The sequence below is a fragment of the Chloroflexota bacterium genome, assembly GCA_026710945.1.
In the GTDB taxonomy this organism is placed as follows: Bacteria; Chloroflexota; UBA11872; order VXOZ01; family VXOZ01; genus VXOZ01.
Map to the genome: position 1 here is coordinate 1 of JAPOQA010000023.1, position 15,725 is coordinate 15,725.

Here is a 15,725-nt window from a genome sequence, read left to right on the forward strand (position 1 = left end):
CATACCGATATTTGCTCGGCTACATCTTGACACTGCACCAGCGCAAGGGGCCACTGCAACATAAAGATCCCCTCTCCCCGGGGAGAGGGAGGTTTTCTCACCTACAGGTGAGTTACGCAGAGGTCTCTGTCGAGGGAGAGGGAACACTCTCGCTTCCGCTTAGGTTTCGCAAGGGTCTCCACCGGGAGAGGGTTAGAGCCTGCCCCGTACTCGATACAGCGTACCGACACGATACGGGGTCTCCGTGATGAAAGAAAGGACGGCCTCACTGCGGCGAGGGCTATGCAAAGGTCTCCCTGGGAAGAGAATTGGAGTGAGGAGGCGACGCAAAGCCGACCTAATTCAAACTGATTGGTAGGGTTTTACAGTAGTCTCCTATCGGCCTGCGCGCCTGCAAGCTATGATTCATCCAGCCGTTGCCGCACTGCCTCGAAAAGCAGAATGCCCGCGGCCATGCCGACGTTGAGGGATTCCACCTCATTGGCAAGCGGGATCGACACCGCGGCGGTCTGTAGACTGCTGCCCAATTCGCTGGTGCCGTGGGCCTCCGCGCTCACAATTAGCAGGGTCGGTTCGGTCCAGTCAACCGTATCGTAGCGCTCGCCGCCCCGCGCCGTAGCCGCAAGACGCTGCGTAAACCCTCCGCCGACCTTACGCACGTCGTCCTCGCTGCGAAGACCCAGCAGCACAGTGCGAAAGTGGGCGCCCATCGCCCCGCGCAGCACCTTGGGGTTAAATGGGTCTACGCTACCGGGGCCAAATAGCACACCGTCGGCATTGGCGGCAGCGGCGGCGCGCAGAATCATGCCCGCGTTTCCCGGATCCTGCACGCCATCGAGTAGCACCGCCAGGGTAGGCCGGGGCGGCAATGCCGGCTCATCCGGTAACGAGCAGACCGCCACCACGCCCTGCGGCGTAGTCGTGTCCGCCAGAGTCGCGAAGACGTCCGGCGCAACGTGTATGAGGGCATAGGCGGCATCTTCGTGGAGACTTTCGAGGAAGGCGCGGCTGCGTTCGTGGGCGGTAAGCAATTCGGCGCAGACGTAGAGCGAGGAAACTCGATCGGCGGCGAGCGCCTCTTCCACCAGGCGCACGCCTTCTACGACAAACGCACGCTCTTTCCGTCGCTGCCGCGACGATTGCAACAACGACCGCACGCGCTTGATCTGCGGGTTGTCCTTGCTCATGATGTAGTGCGGAATTGTACTCATGTTGTGTATGTTCACTCTGGGGGTATGTGGCTCGTCATGGTTTTCTAATCATTCGACCGGCAGTATCGCACCACTGGTCTCCTTGGAGCAACTATCCTGTTGTAGCGCGGGGGCTTGTCCCCCGCTCTTGGGACGGAGTGCGCTCGGTAACTCTGACCGGAACAGGGGTCGAGGTAGGAATCCACTACCACTGCTCTCCTGGACTCCGGCTTGCGCCGGAGTGACGGCGCGCGACTCATTGGAACCTGCCGTGTTCTAGCTAGTTTTGGACCCGCAAACGGAGGGCGGGGGCTTTCCCCAAATGAAAGAATGTTCGCCCCGGAGCAGAGCAGACGGCTTTCCGTCCCAATTCGAGTACGGGGTAAGTCTTGGGGGGAGTAATGAAAAATCCCACTCCGTCTAGTATACCGTGCACGCGTACGGGCGGTCTGTGCGCGGTCTATGCGCCCAATCCGGCCAGCAAGGCGCGGAGCGCAGTGCATTGGGCCAGAAACTCTGGTGAGGAGCGGTAATTGTGGGAATCCTCGTGGCCGTTCTCGAAGACCGTTCCAGCGGCGGTGGGTGGCTGGTCCAAGACGAGCACGCGTTGGCCGAGAAAGACCGCCTCCTCGATATTGTGGGTCACGAGCACCGTGGTGAGCCCGTGTTCCTGGATTAACTCCAGCACAACGTTCTGCAGGCGTTCGCGGGTGAGGGCATCCAGCGAGTTGAACGGCTCGTCCATCAGCAGCAAGTTGGGCTGGAAGACAAGGGTGCGGGCGATAGCTGCGCGCTGGCGCTGGCCGCCGGAGATTTGAGCCGGATAGTGATCGCGCAGCGCGGCGATGTCGAGACGTTCCAGCCAGTATGCCACCTGCTCTTCCTGCTGCGCGCGCGGCGCGCCGCGCAATTGCAGGCCGAGCCGCACATTGTCCCACACCGTCGCCCACGGCAGCAGGCCGTAGTCTTGCAAAATCAGCCCTGTCGTGCTGCTGGGGCGCGGCTTTCCCACCGCGCTGCCGTCCACCTGCACCGCGCCCGCTTGCGGCTGGCGCAAGCCCGTAAGCAGGTAGAGCAGGGTGGACTTGCCGCAGCCGGAAGGGCCGATCACGGCCCAGGCATCGCCTGGTGTGACTTGCCAAGAAAAGGCATCGAAGATTGGTTGGTCTTCTCGGTAAGCGAACGTCACGTCTTGAAGTTCCGCGCGAGGCGGGGGGTCTGCGGTGTCGGCAATGCTAGTCTCCGCAGGCGGAACGGCTTGACGGGGTACACTCATCCATTTGCTCCAAACACCATAGCGATGCGGCGCTTACGGGTTGATGCCCTGCAGTGATTCTCACCAACAGGTGGAGTTCGTCCAGGCCGGCCTACTCTCAGCAGGGAAAGGAACGGCCCACTTTAGAATATGGTTTGGCGAGATACTTTGGGAGGAACCCGGTACGCGACTGCGAAGAGCCGTACTACACTGCGCCCACTGGCCCATTCACAAGTTTAAGGCTTGTAGCCACCGCATGCGGCGACAGCACATCAAGCAGCCACAGTCAGAATCCCGTCTTCTAGATTCGTGTCAGCGAGACCTAGCCGGGCAAGAAGCGGTCATCAATCAGGTTTTCGTACGGGATTGCTTCTTGCAGCAGGCCGCGACCGACTGCCCACTCGCCTACCGCCTCATACTCTTCCCGGGTCACAACTGAAGCAGCGGGAAATTGGGGTACGGAAAACGTGCCAAACAGAGGAGGAGGAATACGGCCGCGCGCTTCCATGAGGTCCTGGTAATTTCCCGGATTGCTGTTGATGCGGTTGACGCCGGCCTCGAAACCATCCATGAAGCCGCGCACCGTGTCTTCCTGGCTCGCAATCACGTCGCTGCGAAACGAGAGCAGTGAGGCGCCGAACTGGGTCTCGGCATCATCCCTGATGAGGCGCGTGCCAGCCGTTGCTATGCTCAGGCTGACGAGGGGCTCCGGCAGCACGGCAGCGGTCACGTTGCCCTGATTGATCATCTCCAGGCGCAGTGGAATGCTGGGCACGGCCACCTTCTCAACGTCGTCGTGGCCGAGACCTACGGTACCGAGCATCCTGTCCAGTACATACTCGATAATGGTGTTGGGCGAAATCGCGATCTGCTGGCCCTTCACGTCCTCGATCTTCTCGATGTTGGAACCCTTGCTCGCAATGAGCGCAAAGAGCGAGAGTTGCTCGGTGGAGCGTAAAATCACCCGCACGTTTCGGGTGAAATCCTGCTCGCGATTCAGAGCCGTCGACGAAACAAAGTCGTTCAACACGCCGTCAACCTGCTTTGAGGTATAGGCGGTGTCGCGCTCCAATGCGCTGGAAAACGGCACCAATTCAACTTCCAGGTTTTCCGGGAACAAGCCTTCCTGTTCCGCCACGTAGACCGGCAACATGTCAATGAGCGGAAGATCGCCAATGCGAAGCTTGGTCGGTTCCGCCGCGGCCTCTTGCCCTGCGGTGTCGCTTGTCGTTACCGTCACCTGACCGCAAGCGGCAAGCATGGGGAGCGCCAGCGCGCCGGCGACCGCTCCACGGAGTAGTGTTCGTCGTGTGAGAGCCAAGTTCTCTTTCCTCCTTAACTGCGTTGATATGCGTGCAGCATACCGTACTTGTGAACATAAGTACAAATGCCCTATGTGGGTTAGGCAAACGCCTGGTACAGCCTCGTGGCGATAGGCTTCCGAATAATTGATTCACACTTCGCCCTGATCGAAAAGAGAGGAAATGCCTACAGATGGTAGCGCAAGCGATCGGGAAGGGCATCCGGGAAGCCAAGCAGCGTGAGAGCGCGGCCCACACTGAAATCCACCATGTCCTGGATGTCCTTGGGGTGGTTGTAGAAGGTAAGCATGGGCGGCACGATGGTGACCCCCAGCCGCGCGAGCTTCAGCCAGGACTCGAGGTGGATAGCGGAGAGCGGCGTTTCACGGGGCACGAGTACCAGCGGCCGCCTTTCTTTGATGGTGACTTCCGCCGCGCGGTGGAGCACGTTCGTGCAGATGCCGTTGGCGATGGCTGCCGCCGATCCCGTGCTGCACGGGACGATGATCATCCCCGCAGTGAGCAGACTGCCGCTGGCAATCAAGGCGGCCTCGTCGCCCACGTCAATCAGCGTCACGTCGCCCGCGTGCGACCAGCGAACAGCAGCCTCCTCAAGCGACTCATCCAGCTCTTGCTGCCACACCAGCCGGCCGTTATTGCTGCACGTCACGTACAAGGGCACACCGTGCGCCGCCAGCCACGTGACGCAACGCTCCGTCAACGCCGCGCCGCTGGCCGCCGTGATGCCGACGACTACGGGCAACTGCCGATTCTGAATCTTCACTCACATACGCTTTCACACTATCATTGCACAGATGCTATGCAACGATCTTGAATTGCAGGCCTGCGACATTCTCGCGAACCTTACTTCATGGAGCAGAGGCTAAGCGGATTCCCGCCACTTTCCTAGCCTATGCAACCCACTCCAGCACCCGATTGGAAAGAGCATTTGCTCCTTGTCCAGTCTGAACCGAGACGCTCTTTAGTTCCCGCCAAGCCCTCTCAGGAATTTCCTTCGATTGATACCAAGCTGTCAATACTGGCTCAAGTCCCACTCTCTGCTTCCATTCCATGCTCAAACTATAGAATCGATACCCCAACATAACGAAGCTCGCTACGGCCATCGGTATCGCCAAAGCGCCTAGTATCGGAGTCAACTCAGGGAAGACAATTGCCAACCCCACGACAAGCCCCGATATGACTACAGCGAGCGCAACTCGCTTGCGCAGCCGCTTCCAAACCCTTGAGTACAATTCAGCCTTGCTTATCTCCCCATCGTAGTACCGCAGACCTTCCTCCATTACGGCGAACACGCCCTCCACCACAGCCGTAACGAGAGCCGCAGTCACCGTGGCTTGAGCCGTCAACGTTATGGTATGACGTAGCTCCACCGTTTGCAGCGCCTGCTTCGCAGCCGCAAGATCCGCCTCCGTCATGGTCACTGCGCCTCTGTCCTGGTTGATGCTCCTTTCCTCGAAGATGCCATTGCTGGCGCCATCACTGCCACCCAAGCTTCGTGGCACTATGTGGCTCCAGTCCCGTCCACTGCGAAACTCCTGCAACGCTTCCGGCCCTGCCATGCGAATAGCGTCTGGTATCGTCTCCCATACCGCCTCCGCTCCCGCCAAGTCCCGTAACTCGCCGCGCGTGCCCGCTCGCTGGTAATACTCGCTGAGATTAGTTGGCAGCGAATTGAAGTCAAGATTGCTTAGCCAACTGTTCGCAAACGTGCCCGCTACCCAGAACTGCAAAGCGCCGGTTCGTATGTACTGCTGCACGTCGGGAGTCTCAGCCGCTGGAGTCAGTCCTTCGATCTTGACGATAGCCGTGTCACCGTTTTGGCTCGGGACAGGCTTGCGCAAACGCCGCTCCAGCGCGTTATGGACGGCATCGGCAGAAAGAATGGCGACAGTCACTGGTTGACGAAGGACAGACTGTACGTTTGGTATCACTAAACCGCCTCCCTGCAACGGCACTATATTGGAAATTGCTACTCTCGACTTATACTTTTGCGCAGTATTATGCCACGATTTGTGCGATTTTTCAAGTTAAAGTATAATGTTTTCCTATATGTTCCCTCTCAGTTTCCTAGTCCTCTGCTTTGAGTCTGAGCAGCAATTCCTTCGAGTGCTAACAGTGTCGCCACGGTTTGAACACCGTACATGCTACTGACTGTCGACTCCCAACCTGAGCCGAGAGGTAATACAACGTCTGATCGCATCAAAGTAGCGCGGTGGGCATCTCAAAGTGTCTCGGTCTGGACTAGAATTCCAAGATATTCGCCCGATAAGGCCCAACTCACGCTTAACCTTCGCAATGCAGCATGTCTTTACCGAGGATGGTTGGACACCGAGCTCTTGAGCAGCGCAGTCCTGGATTTCTTTGTATGTCGGCATTGAACTCACGATGTGCCTCCCACTTCGTAGTTCTCTTTACCGTTCATCGCCAGATTAGCACAAGCGGTTGATAGGCTAGAGGTAGTGTACAAACGAGAGGACGCTTGAGGCTGCAAAGAGATCAAACTAATCGTCGGCAGGAATCACACTGCCCAGACGGTTTCCGAATGATCTCACAGAAACTTCCCCCGCCCTTGGATTGGCAGCGTCATCACCACCTCTTCGCCGTGGCAGAGGTGGTACTCATCATGTACGGCAATGGTCGTATCGCCGTGCATGGGCAGCAGTTCCACCTGATCGCCGGGGCGAATGGGATGGCTGGTATCGTCCAGGCGGATGCAGGCGTTCTCCTCGCCCTCGCGGTAGAATTCGCAATCGGGGACGTTGAGCACCTGCGGCATGCCGAACTCGTTGGTTAGCGACTTCATGCCCACGTCGACAACGACCCGCTCCGGCGTGGGACGGCTGATCACCGTAACGATTACGGTGAGCGCGCAGCGAAACTCCGGCTTCAGCGGCCGGTAACGTCCGTCCATGAAGACGTACGAGCCCGGCTGCAGCTCGGTAATGCCCGGATAGTTGCCGGTCAGGTCATAAGTGCCGGTGCCCGCGGCGGAGACCGTCTGCACAGGAATGCCGTGGGCGCGGATGAGATCGGCGGTGCCCACCAGTCTCTCTTGGTCCGCATGCACCATCCGCTGGCGTTCGTCCGCGTCCTCGATGAACATGCAGTGGCCCTCGTAGCCCATGATTCCCGCGAATACCACGCATTCCAGCTCCATGATGCCCCGCGCCAGTTCAAGCGTCGGCTCACCGGGAGCGGTGCCGCAGCGCAGCGACCCGCTATCCACCTCGATGAGCAAATTGAGCGTACTCCCCATGTCCATGGCCGCCCGCGCCGCCGCCGCGGCGCACGGCAGACTATCCACGGCCAATGTGATCTTGGCGTAGTGCGCGAGGCCCGCCAGTTGGCGCAACTTGCGCGGATCGGCGATCTCATTGGTGACGAGGATGTCCTTCACGCCCCCTTGCACCATGACCTCGGCTTCACTGAGCTTTGCCACGCAGACTCCCACCGCTCCCTGTGCCATCTGCATGTGCGCAAAGAACGGGTTCTTATGGGTCTTGGCGTGGGGGCGCAGGTCCACGCCGGCCCCATCGGCAAAGTCCTGCATGAGGCGCAGATTGTGGCGGACCGACTCCATATCAATGCAGAGCGCCGGGGTTGGGAGATCGAATTTGTTCACAGTTTGCTTACTCCATGGGGATTGTCTGGCTTCTTGATGCGAGCCCTTTCCGCAATGCGCCTGCAAGTGCAGGGAGACCTTTTGGGTAGTCGCGGGAGTCCCACCGTGCCTTGACAGCCGTTACCCTTCGACAGGCTCAGGGCGAACGGCTGCGCTTCGCGTAAACCAATTGCCGCTCACGCTTTGAGCCTACAGCAATCTTAGTACAGGCTGGCCTAGGGCGAACGGGCAATTGCCAAGTTGATTTGGCTCTAAGTATATCGCCGTCCGCGCACGAGTGTAACTAAGGCGCTCCCGGAGGTGTCTGAACAAGATTGCGCGCGAAGGTCTCCCTCATTGCCTCCTCGCCAAAGTCAATCGTCCGAATACGGTATACTCCTATCAACACGAGCAACGGCAAACGCAGAAAACCCAGCCAGAATCTTCTCGGAAGGAAAGACGCACTATGGTTATCGATGTCCACACGCACACCTGCCGTGGGCGATGGAGTATGGGCAACGCCATCACCATGTCGGCGGACCAGATGGTGAACCGCATGGACAAGATGGGCGTGGATATGTCTGTGCTCCTGCCCTTGGAGAGTCCGGAGTCCTTTCCGGAATACTTCCTCACGGCGGAGGCACTGGAAGATTGGAAGAGGTACCCGGAGCGGTTCATCCCGTTTGGCGTCATCGATCCGCGCAACTCCGTGAACAAACGCATGCTGCTGGAAAGAATGGTCGCCAAGGGCATCATGGGTTTTGGCGAGCATAAGAACGGTTTGGCGATCGACGATCCCCGCGCCATTGAGCTTTTTTCCCTGGCCGGTGAATTCGACCTGCCGGTGATGCTGCACCTGGACCTGAATCTCTGCACCGATGAGGACGGCCAGCCGGGAATGGAGCGCGTGCTCAAGGAGTGTCCCAATACGGTCTTCATGGGTCACGGACCAGCGTGGTGGGCGGAGATTTCCGCAGACTTCAAGCGGGCCAGCAGGGTCGGCTATCCCCCGGGTAAGGTCACGCCCGGCGGCAGCACCGAGCGCCTCTTGCAGGAATACCCCAACATGTACGGCGACCTGTCGGCGGGTTCCGGCTACAATGCCATCTCCCGCGATCTCGACTTTACCGAGGGCTTCATCCAACGCAACTGGCAGAAACTCATGCTCGGCACCGACTATCTCCATCCCTGGCAGCCGCTGCCGCAGGTAGAGTTCTTACGCAACTTCCCCATGAGCGACGAGCAACGTGAAGCCATCATGGGCGGCACGGCGGAGAAGGTCATCTTGAAGGACAAGCATCTGCATACCAAGAAGCGGTAGCTCGTGCTCTTTCTCCACCGCATTAGTGGGTAAGTCCGTCACTCCGGCGGAAAGCCTGCTCTGAGCTTGCCGAAGAGCCTGCCCCGTGGGCGATACGGCGAATCGACACGATACGTGGCCCAAGTCGGGGATAGTTTGGACCTTGCGGTCATGCATTTAGACGGCTGAGGCCGGAAGAGAAGATGGATTCCCGCGCACGCGGGAATTGTAAATGTCAGGTAATTCGTTGACAGATTTGAGATCAAAAGCAACCTTTCGCAGTGTTAGACATGACTAGTACACATGTCATTCCGAACGAAGCGCAGCGAAGAGAGGGAGCTAAGATGTTGAGCCTATTGGGCAACACGTTCCATGGGCCCTAGATTCCTCGCTCCGCTCGGAATGACATGCACCGTCAACTCCTCAGAATGGAAAGCGGATTCTGTCAACGAATTACTCAACACTTACAGGAGTGACGGATCAGAAGGGCTCTCTTGACGCGCGAACGCCTGTCGAAACCATAGTTCGGTAAGCGCGGCCGGTCGGGGCCGTCCGAGAGCAGTTTTGGAAAAGCGTAGGGGCACGACATGTCGTGCATCTCCAGTGAATGCGTCGTGACACCGGTAGCCGACATCAAGGAGAAACAGAACATGGCAACGAAAATTGAACGCTTGGCCGTAGACGGCGGCGAGCCGGTCCGCACTGCCCCTTTGGAGACCGGCTATCCCGGCGCGCGTCTGATTGGCGATGAAGAGAGAGAACTGGTCCTCGAGGTGCTGGAGCGCCGTGCGCCCTTCCGCTTCTACGGCGTGAATGAGCCGGACAAAGTTGCCGCATTGGAGCGTGAAGCGGCCCGCATGATGGGCACGGCGTATGCGCTGGGCGTCACGTCAGGCACAGCCGCCCTCAAAGTCGGCTTGAAAGCCCTCGATATTGCCCCCGGCGACGAGGTCATCGTGCCCGCGCTCACATTCATCGCTTCGCCCGGCACCGTTGCCGCGCATCAGGCCATACCGGTATTTGCCGACGTCAACGAGTCGTTCACCCTTGCTCCCGACGACATCGAGAACCGCATCACGTCCCGCACGCGCGCCATCATGCCGGTGCATACCAGCGGCGTGGCCGCCGAGATGGACACGATCATGGACATCGCGCGGCGGCACGATCTCCCCGTAATCGAGGACTGTGCCCAGTCGGCCGGCGCGGCCTACAAAGACAAGCCCATCGGCGCGTGGGGCGACGTGGGCGCATTTAGCCTGCAGGTCAACAAGATCATCACCGCTGGCGAGGGTGGGTTTGTCACCACCAGCGAGCCGGCGATGTTCGAACGGGCGGTGCGCTATCACGATCACGGCAATTACCGTTTCGGGCGCATGACTATCGAGACGAGCGCGCCGGACGACACCATGGGCGATTTGACCGCTTACCCGCCCGGGCAGCTCGACGCATTTCCGGGTGAGGTCTACCGCATGGGCGAACTCGCCGGCGCCCTGGCGCTGGCGCAACTTCGCAAGCTGCCGGGCATCATCGACCACATGCGGCATGCCCACGACACGATCAAGCGCGAAGTCGCGGGACTGCCCGGCGTGACGTTGCGTCACCTGCCCGATCCCGACGGCGTGGCGGGCGTGGCGTTTGGCCTGCTGCTGGACGATCCCGAGAACACCGGACCATTCGTGAAGGCGCTCCGCGCGGAAGGCATTCCGGCGCGGCACGTCTACGGCGGCAAACCGGTCTACACCATCGAGGCGCTGCAGAACTACCGTCCGGCGGTCGGCGCACTCACGCAGGAATTCGCCTCCGGCCTCTGCCCGCGCACGGAAGCGATTATGGCCCGCGCCGTCCTCATCGGCATTGGGCCGGGCTACACCGACGCCGACTGCGCCGACGTGGTCCAAGGTCTGTGGAAGGTCGCCACTCAGGTGCTGGTCTGAGTTTTTGGGGCAACATTGGTCTGCGCGTTCCCTTGTTTTTGGCGTAGGGACTGTCCGTGACGAACGTCAGGACTCCGCGCGATTACACCCTCTCCCGCTGGAGGCCTTTGCGAAACTCAAGCGGTAGCGAAATAGTTCCCTCTCCCTCGACGGGAGAGGGCTAGAGCCTGCCCCGTACTCGATACGGGGGTGAGGGTGAATCTCCTGAAATCTCTCCATATGCACACCAAATCTGCCCTGATACATCTTGACACTGCCCAGCGTAAAGGGCCATCGTAGCAAAAAGTCCCCCTCACCCCAACCCTCTCCCCCAGGAGAGGGAGTGCCCCTGCTTGAAAGTGGTGATATGCGAGGGTCTCCGCTGGGAGAGGGCCGGGGTGAGGGCAAGAAACTCAATCCTTGCTGGCACAGAAAGGTGTAGGGGCACGATATATCGTGCCCCTACGTTGGTAACGCCGGAAGCTTAAGATGGATTCCCGTTTTCACGGAAATGACGGAACAGAGCCCCCACCGCCTAAACGCGCAACATACCCAAGCCTTATCTCTCTGCGTTAGCGCTATCTGCTGACCGCTGCCTGCTCACGGCCAGGAGTTCACCTGCTCCGGCTTGCTGCTCTCCAGCGAGCGCATACCCGCAGCGAGGGTGGCCACGGTCTTTGCGCCTTCCAGGGCATCCACTAGCGGCGTCTCGCCGGTGCGAATGCAGTCCACCAAGTGCGTGAGTTCGTCCAGCACCGGGTGGCCAATGGTGCGGCGGAATGGCAGCGTCTGCGCGCCCGCTTGGCCTTCCACGCCCCAATTCAGCCAGAGTTTTGCTTCCATCTCCAGCGTATTCGTGAGCATGGTGCCTTCCGCGCCGTAGGCGTTGAAGTTCACCACGTGCCCCGGCACACGGCGAATGGCCGACGTCTCCCACACTTTGCCGAGACAGCCGTTGGCAAACTTGAGGATGCTGATGTACGTATCCGGCAGGGGGAACTCCGGTGTGCTGGCGCACTTGTTCGCGTACAAGGTGATTTCCGTCACGTCGCCCGCAACCCAACGCACCAAGTCCATGGGATGCACACCGCCGCCGAACCACGCGTTTTGGGGGTTCACCGGATCGGCCCGCCAGGGGGTACGTTGGTAGACGTTGCGCATGTCGTGGATGTAATCGCTTTCCACGAAGAAGAGCTCGCCCAGCCGCCCTTCCTCCACAAATTGGTGGATGGCCGCGAACTGCGGCACGAAGCGGTTGACGTTGCCCACGGCAAAGCGCACGTCAGCCTCTCTGACCCGTCGTACGAGGTCCCACGCGTGCGGCTCGCTGGTGGTCATGGGTTTCTCGCAAAGGATGTGCTTGCCGTGGGCGAGGGCGGCGAGACAATGCTCGTAGTGCAGGTGGTCGGGTGTGCAGACCGATACCACGTGAACGTCGTCGCGGCTCACGGCTGCTTCGACGTCGCTCGTCGTGGCGATGCCGTCAAACTCCTGCCGCGCCTGCGCCAGCCGCTCCTCGTCGGTATCGCAGAGCACAACCAGCCGCACACCGGGGATCTCCCGATACGCGCGCATGTGACTGCGCCCCACGCCAAAGCCGATCACTGCTACGCCAAGGCCTGCTAGGCCATTTTCATCCATGTTTACGCTCTCTATACATGCACTACACGTTCTTTCGGTGATCTTGCACACCGGACTACACATACTCACCGTGGGTGGCTACGGCGCTCCAAGGATAGGTCCCACTAATCTTTGCGTCCGGATGAGACTAGCGACCGTAACCTCCGCTCTTGGTGCAATCTGCACCAGAGCACTCGATTCCATACACCGGCGGGGGAAGAGCACACGTGAAACGAGGGACGCGGGAGCCGCAAGCTGCGCCGCTACGGCAATTGGCCGCTCGGTACTGTGACTTCCTCTTCAGCCGGCCCCAGCAACGGCGATGAGGAGAGCATGTCTTCGCTTCCGCCGATAGGCAGCGGCTCCTGGTCGCCTTCCAGATGGACCTGCTTGCCGGCGCGCACGAAGGCCGCGAAAAGGGGATGGGGGCGGTTGGGGCGCGATTTGAACTCGGGATGGAATTGGCTGCCTACAAAGAACGGATGGTCGGTGCGCTCCATGATCTCCGCCAAGCCGCCTTCCGGCCAGACGCCGCTCACCCGAAAACCACGCTCTGCCAAGACGTCCTTGTAGCGGTCGTTGACCTCCCAGCGGTGGCGATGCCGCTCATATACGAGAGACTCGCCGTAGGCTGCCGCAGCGATGGTGCCCGGCTCTAGCGCACAGGGGTACGCGCCCAGCCGCATGGTTCCGCCTTTTTTTGTAACGCCGCGCTGGCTTTCCATTTGGTCGATCACAGGATGGGGCGATTCCGGATCGAATTCCGTACTGTTCGCCTGCTCGCCCAACACGGCCCGCGCAAATTCTATAACGGCAACCTGCAAACCGAGGCAAAGCCCGAGGTATGGAATACTGTTCTCGCGGGCATAGCGCGCCGCCATGATCTTCCCCTCGATGCCGCGGGGGCCGAAGCCGCCCGGCACAACTATTCCGCGTACGTCGGCGAGATGCGCTTCCGGCCCGTCAGTTTCCACGTCCTCGGCGTTCACCCATTTGAGTTTGAGGTTCACCTGATTCGCCGCACAGGCGTGTCGCAGCGCCTCTGTCACGCTAAGGTAGGCGTCCGGTAGTTGCGTATACTTGCCGACGATGGCGATCTCCAGCGGCGCGTGACTGCTCGTGACGTGCTCCACGATCTTCTCCCAAATGGAGAGGTCCGGCTCCTGTGCCGGCAGGCGCAGGGCATCCACCAGCAAATTGCCGATACCGATATTTTCCAAATACATCGGCACTTCGTAGATGGAAGAGAACGTAACCAGCGGGATTACGGCCGGTTCGTCCACATCGCAGAAGAGCGCAATCTTCTCGCGCAGCTCCGGCGGCATTTCGTAGTCGGAACGACAGATGATCATTTCCGGCTGGATGCCGAGCCGACGTAATTCCTGGACGCTGTGCTGCGTGGGTTTCGTCTTGAGTTCACCGGTCGAGCCAATGTACGGGAGCAGCGTCACATGGATATAGAAGACGTTTTCCCGACCGAGCATGCGCCGGAGTTGGCGGATACTCTCGATGAAGGGCAAGCTCTCGATATGGCCGATCGTGCCGCCCACCTCTACGATGACGACGTCCGCATTCGTGGTCTCGCCTACCCGCAGGATGCGCTCGCGAATCTCGTCCGTAATGTGGGGAATCATCTGCACCGTGCCGCCCAGATAGTCCCCGCGCCGCTCTTTCTCGATCACGTGCTCGAACACCTGGCCGGAGGTCACGTTGCTTTCGCGGGTGAGAGGCTCATCGATGAAGCGCTCGTAGTGGCCGAGGTCGAGGTCGGTCTCCGCGCCGTCTTCCGTCACAAAAACCTCGCCGTGCTGGTAGGGACTCATGGTGCCCGGATCGACGTTGATATACGGATCGAGCTTTTGAATGGAGACGCGGATGCCCCGGCTCTTGAGCAGCCGTCCGATGGCCGCCACCGTGACCCCTTTGCCGACAGAGGAAACCACGCCGCCGGTGACGAATATGTGCTTGGCAACATGCCGTATATTGGCGTCTTCAACGGAGTCGGCGTCTTCGACGGAGTCTGCGTTTCCAACGGTGTCGGCCATGGATTCACTCACTTTTGTGCGACACTTTCTCGCCGCGATTGCGCCCGGCTCTCCAGGACTACGACCGTGTTTTGACCGATCCCACCCCGGCGCCGCGTGTTGAAGGATGCTTCCGGTTCCGGCAGCTTCGTGCCAAGCTCGTGCGCCAAGCGGTCCAGGGGATTAAAGCGGTCATCGGGTGCGTTCGGCAGGCTAAAATACATCGGCACCAGCACTTTGGGCTCTAACTCGCTCGCTAGGTCCGAAGCCGCTTGCACGCCGATACGGCCCGGCCCTCCCACGGGTAAGAACAAAATGTCTATGTTGCCGAGATTCTCAATTTGCGCGGAGGTCGGCATCTGCCAGGGCAACCCAAGATGGCAGACCGACAAGCCTTCCATCTCAAATACAAATGCTGTTACGGCAGCCTGCCCGCGGCTGTGCATGGGCACACCGACGATGAAGATGCCCCCGATTTCATACTCGCCTGGACCGTTTACGAGCAAACTATGGTCTTCTCGCGTAACAGCCGTGTCATCACACAGTGTGGAATCGCTGACCGCAAGAACGGCGGCGCTGAGCCTTGGTAAACGTAGCGCGGGGTTGGGCGGGTAGGGGTCGGTAATTACCGTCCCGAGCTGGCTGCGCAAGCGGAAACATCCGTTGCCGTACCAGGAAATCTCCACGCCAATCTGCACTCCGGAACTAGTGGGGAAAGAGCAAGCGGAAAGTCGCCTCAATGATTACGGGCATTCTACCACACCGCCCTGCGGTGGGAAAGCAGAGAGCCGATACTCCACGCGGAGACTCATCACTCTCATCACTAGGAGCGAGGGCAGGTGTCGTGAATTCTGCGCCGTTTCGCACCTGTGCATTCACGGCAACGTGTCGCGCGGGGGCTTGTCCCCCGCCAGCGTACACGGCAGTGCGACCATGTCAACTGCACAAGGCGTGATTCTAACATCTCCTCTGACAGAAACGAGTGCGCAGGAGTTGGACCCTGCAACAGACGTGGAGCCTGCCCCGTACTCGATACGGGGTTGCAAGCCTGTGCTGAGCACTTCGCGGCAGAACCTGTGCTGAGCTTGTCGAAGTGCTCTGCACAGGCTCTGCCTAAGGAGACCTTTGCGTAAACCCGGCCGGAGGCGCACGAGCTACTCCCTCTCCTTGGGAGGCTGTCTCATAAGTCGACTCGAAAAGCCATATCGTGCTTCGACAAGCTCAGCATGAACGGATTGTTGCCTGTTACGTTCGCCCTGAGCCTGTCGAAGGGCAAGTCTACACCGAGCGATGCATTTATGAGACGTCCTCTTGGGGAGAGGGCCGAGGTGAGGGGATTTCCGTTTACCCCATCCTCTTTACCAGTAAGACTGATACGCAAAAATGCAATAATGGCAAAATAGCTCCCAGATTGTGGGAGTTTCCCCCTCACCCCCGTATCGTGTCGATACGCTGTATCGAGTACGGGGCAGGCTCTAACCCTCTCCCCAGGGAGAGGGG

11 protein-coding genes are annotated in these 15,725 nt (G+C 59.7%); 2 read left to right on the top strand and 9 right to left on the bottom strand.

Features of this window, described 5'->3' with window-relative positions:
• Positions 1 to 398: 398 nt before the first annotated feature.
• The 6 genes from OXE05_04675 to OXE05_04700 form a co-directional block, all read right to left on the bottom strand.
• Positions 399 to 1,211 (bottom strand): RNA methyltransferase, encoded by an 813-nt coding sequence (locus OXE05_04675; GenBank protein MCY4436610.1) that lies wholly within the window; start codon positions 1,209 to 1,211, stop codon positions 399 to 401.
• Positions 1,212 to 1,650: 439 nt separating this feature from the next.
• Positions 1,651 to 2,466, bottom strand: a complete 816-nt coding sequence (locus OXE05_04680) for an ABC transporter ATP-binding protein (protein MCY4436611.1) — start codon at positions 2,464 to 2,466, stop codon at positions 1,651 to 1,653.
• Positions 2,467 to 2,767: 301 nt separating this feature from the next.
• Positions 2,768 to 3,766 carry a MetQ/NlpA family ABC transporter substrate-binding protein gene (locus OXE05_04685; GenBank protein MCY4436612.1) on the bottom strand — a complete coding sequence of 333 codons (999 nt, stop codon included), beginning with the start codon at positions 3,764 to 3,766 and terminating at the stop codon, positions 2,768 to 2,770.
• A gap of 167 nt (positions 3,767 to 3,933) precedes the next feature.
• Complete coding sequence (locus OXE05_04690) at positions 3,934 to 4,530, bottom strand: UbiX family flavin prenyltransferase (GenBank protein ID MCY4436613.1); 597 nt, start codon at positions 4,528 to 4,530, stop codon at positions 3,934 to 3,936.
• Between the two features lie 127 nt (positions 4,531 to 4,657).
• Positions 4,658 to 5,698, bottom strand: coding sequence for a hypothetical protein (locus OXE05_04695; GenBank protein ID MCY4436614.1), 1,041 nt, complete (start codon positions 5,696 to 5,698; stop codon positions 4,658 to 4,660).
• Positions 5,699 to 6,315: 617 nt separating this feature from the next.
• Positions 6,316 to 7,389 carry a DSD1 family PLP-dependent enzyme gene (locus OXE05_04700; protein ID MCY4436615.1) on the bottom strand — a complete coding sequence of 358 codons (1,074 nt, stop codon included), beginning with the start codon at positions 7,387 to 7,389 and terminating at the stop codon, positions 6,316 to 6,318.
• Between the two features lie 445 nt (positions 7,390 to 7,834).
• Between OXE05_04700 and OXE05_04705 the strand changes: the two genes are divergently transcribed.
• Positions 7,835 to 8,689: an amidohydrolase family protein gene (locus tag OXE05_04705; protein MCY4436616.1), complete on the top strand. Its 855-nt coding sequence runs from the start codon at positions 7,835 to 7,837 to the stop codon at positions 8,687 to 8,689.
• A 629-nt stretch (positions 8,690 to 9,318) separates the two neighbouring features.
• Positions 9,319 to 10,602: an aminotransferase class I/II-fold pyridoxal phosphate-dependent enzyme gene (locus tag OXE05_04710; GenBank protein MCY4436617.1), complete on the top strand. Its 1,284-nt coding sequence runs from the start codon at positions 9,319 to 9,321 to the stop codon at positions 10,600 to 10,602.
• 579 nt (positions 10,603 to 11,181) lie between these two features.
• On the opposite strand, the gene OXE05_04715 is transcribed toward OXE05_04710, so the two are convergent.
• From OXE05_04715 to OXE05_04725, 3 genes are all read right to left on the bottom strand, one after another.
• Positions 11,182 to 12,222, bottom strand: coding sequence for a Gfo/Idh/MocA family oxidoreductase (locus tag OXE05_04715; GenBank protein MCY4436618.1), 1,041 nt, complete (start codon positions 12,220 to 12,222; stop codon positions 11,182 to 11,184).
• A gap of 242 nt (positions 12,223 to 12,464) precedes the next feature.
• Positions 12,465 to 14,246 (bottom strand): CTP synthase, encoded by a 1,782-nt coding sequence (locus OXE05_04720; protein MCY4436619.1) that lies wholly within the window; start codon positions 14,244 to 14,246, stop codon positions 12,465 to 12,467.
• Between the two features lie 8 nt (positions 14,247 to 14,254).
• Positions 14,255 to 14,911 (bottom strand): MBL fold metallo-hydrolase, encoded by a 657-nt coding sequence (locus OXE05_04725; GenBank protein MCY4436620.1) that lies wholly within the window; start codon positions 14,909 to 14,911, stop codon positions 14,255 to 14,257.
• Positions 14,912 to 15,725 lie beyond the last annotated feature (814 nt).

Excerpts from the sequence above, each read along its gene's own strand:
- OXE05_04720 (MCY4436619.1), bottom strand. The coding sequence starts at position 14,246 with ATGGCCGACACCGTTGGAAACGCAGACTCCGTCGAAGACGCCGACTCC.
- OXE05_04675 (MCY4436610.1), bottom strand. The coding sequence starts at position 1,211 with ATGAGTACAATTCCGCACTACATCATGAGCAAGGACAACCCGCAGATC.
- OXE05_04710 (MCY4436617.1), top strand. The coding sequence starts at position 9,319 with ATGGCAACGAAAATTGAACGCTTGGCCGTAGACGGCGGCGAGCCGGTC.
- OXE05_04680 (MCY4436611.1), bottom strand. The coding sequence starts at position 2,466 with ATGAGTGTACCCCGTCAAGCCGTTCCGCCTGCGGAGACTAGCATTGCC.
- OXE05_04705 (MCY4436616.1), top strand. The coding sequence starts at position 7,835 with ATGGTTATCGATGTCCACACGCACACCTGCCGTGGGCGATGGAGTATG.
- OXE05_04715 (MCY4436618.1), bottom strand. The coding sequence starts at position 12,222 with ATGGATGAAAATGGCCTAGCAGGCCTTGGCGTAGCAGTGATCGGCTTT.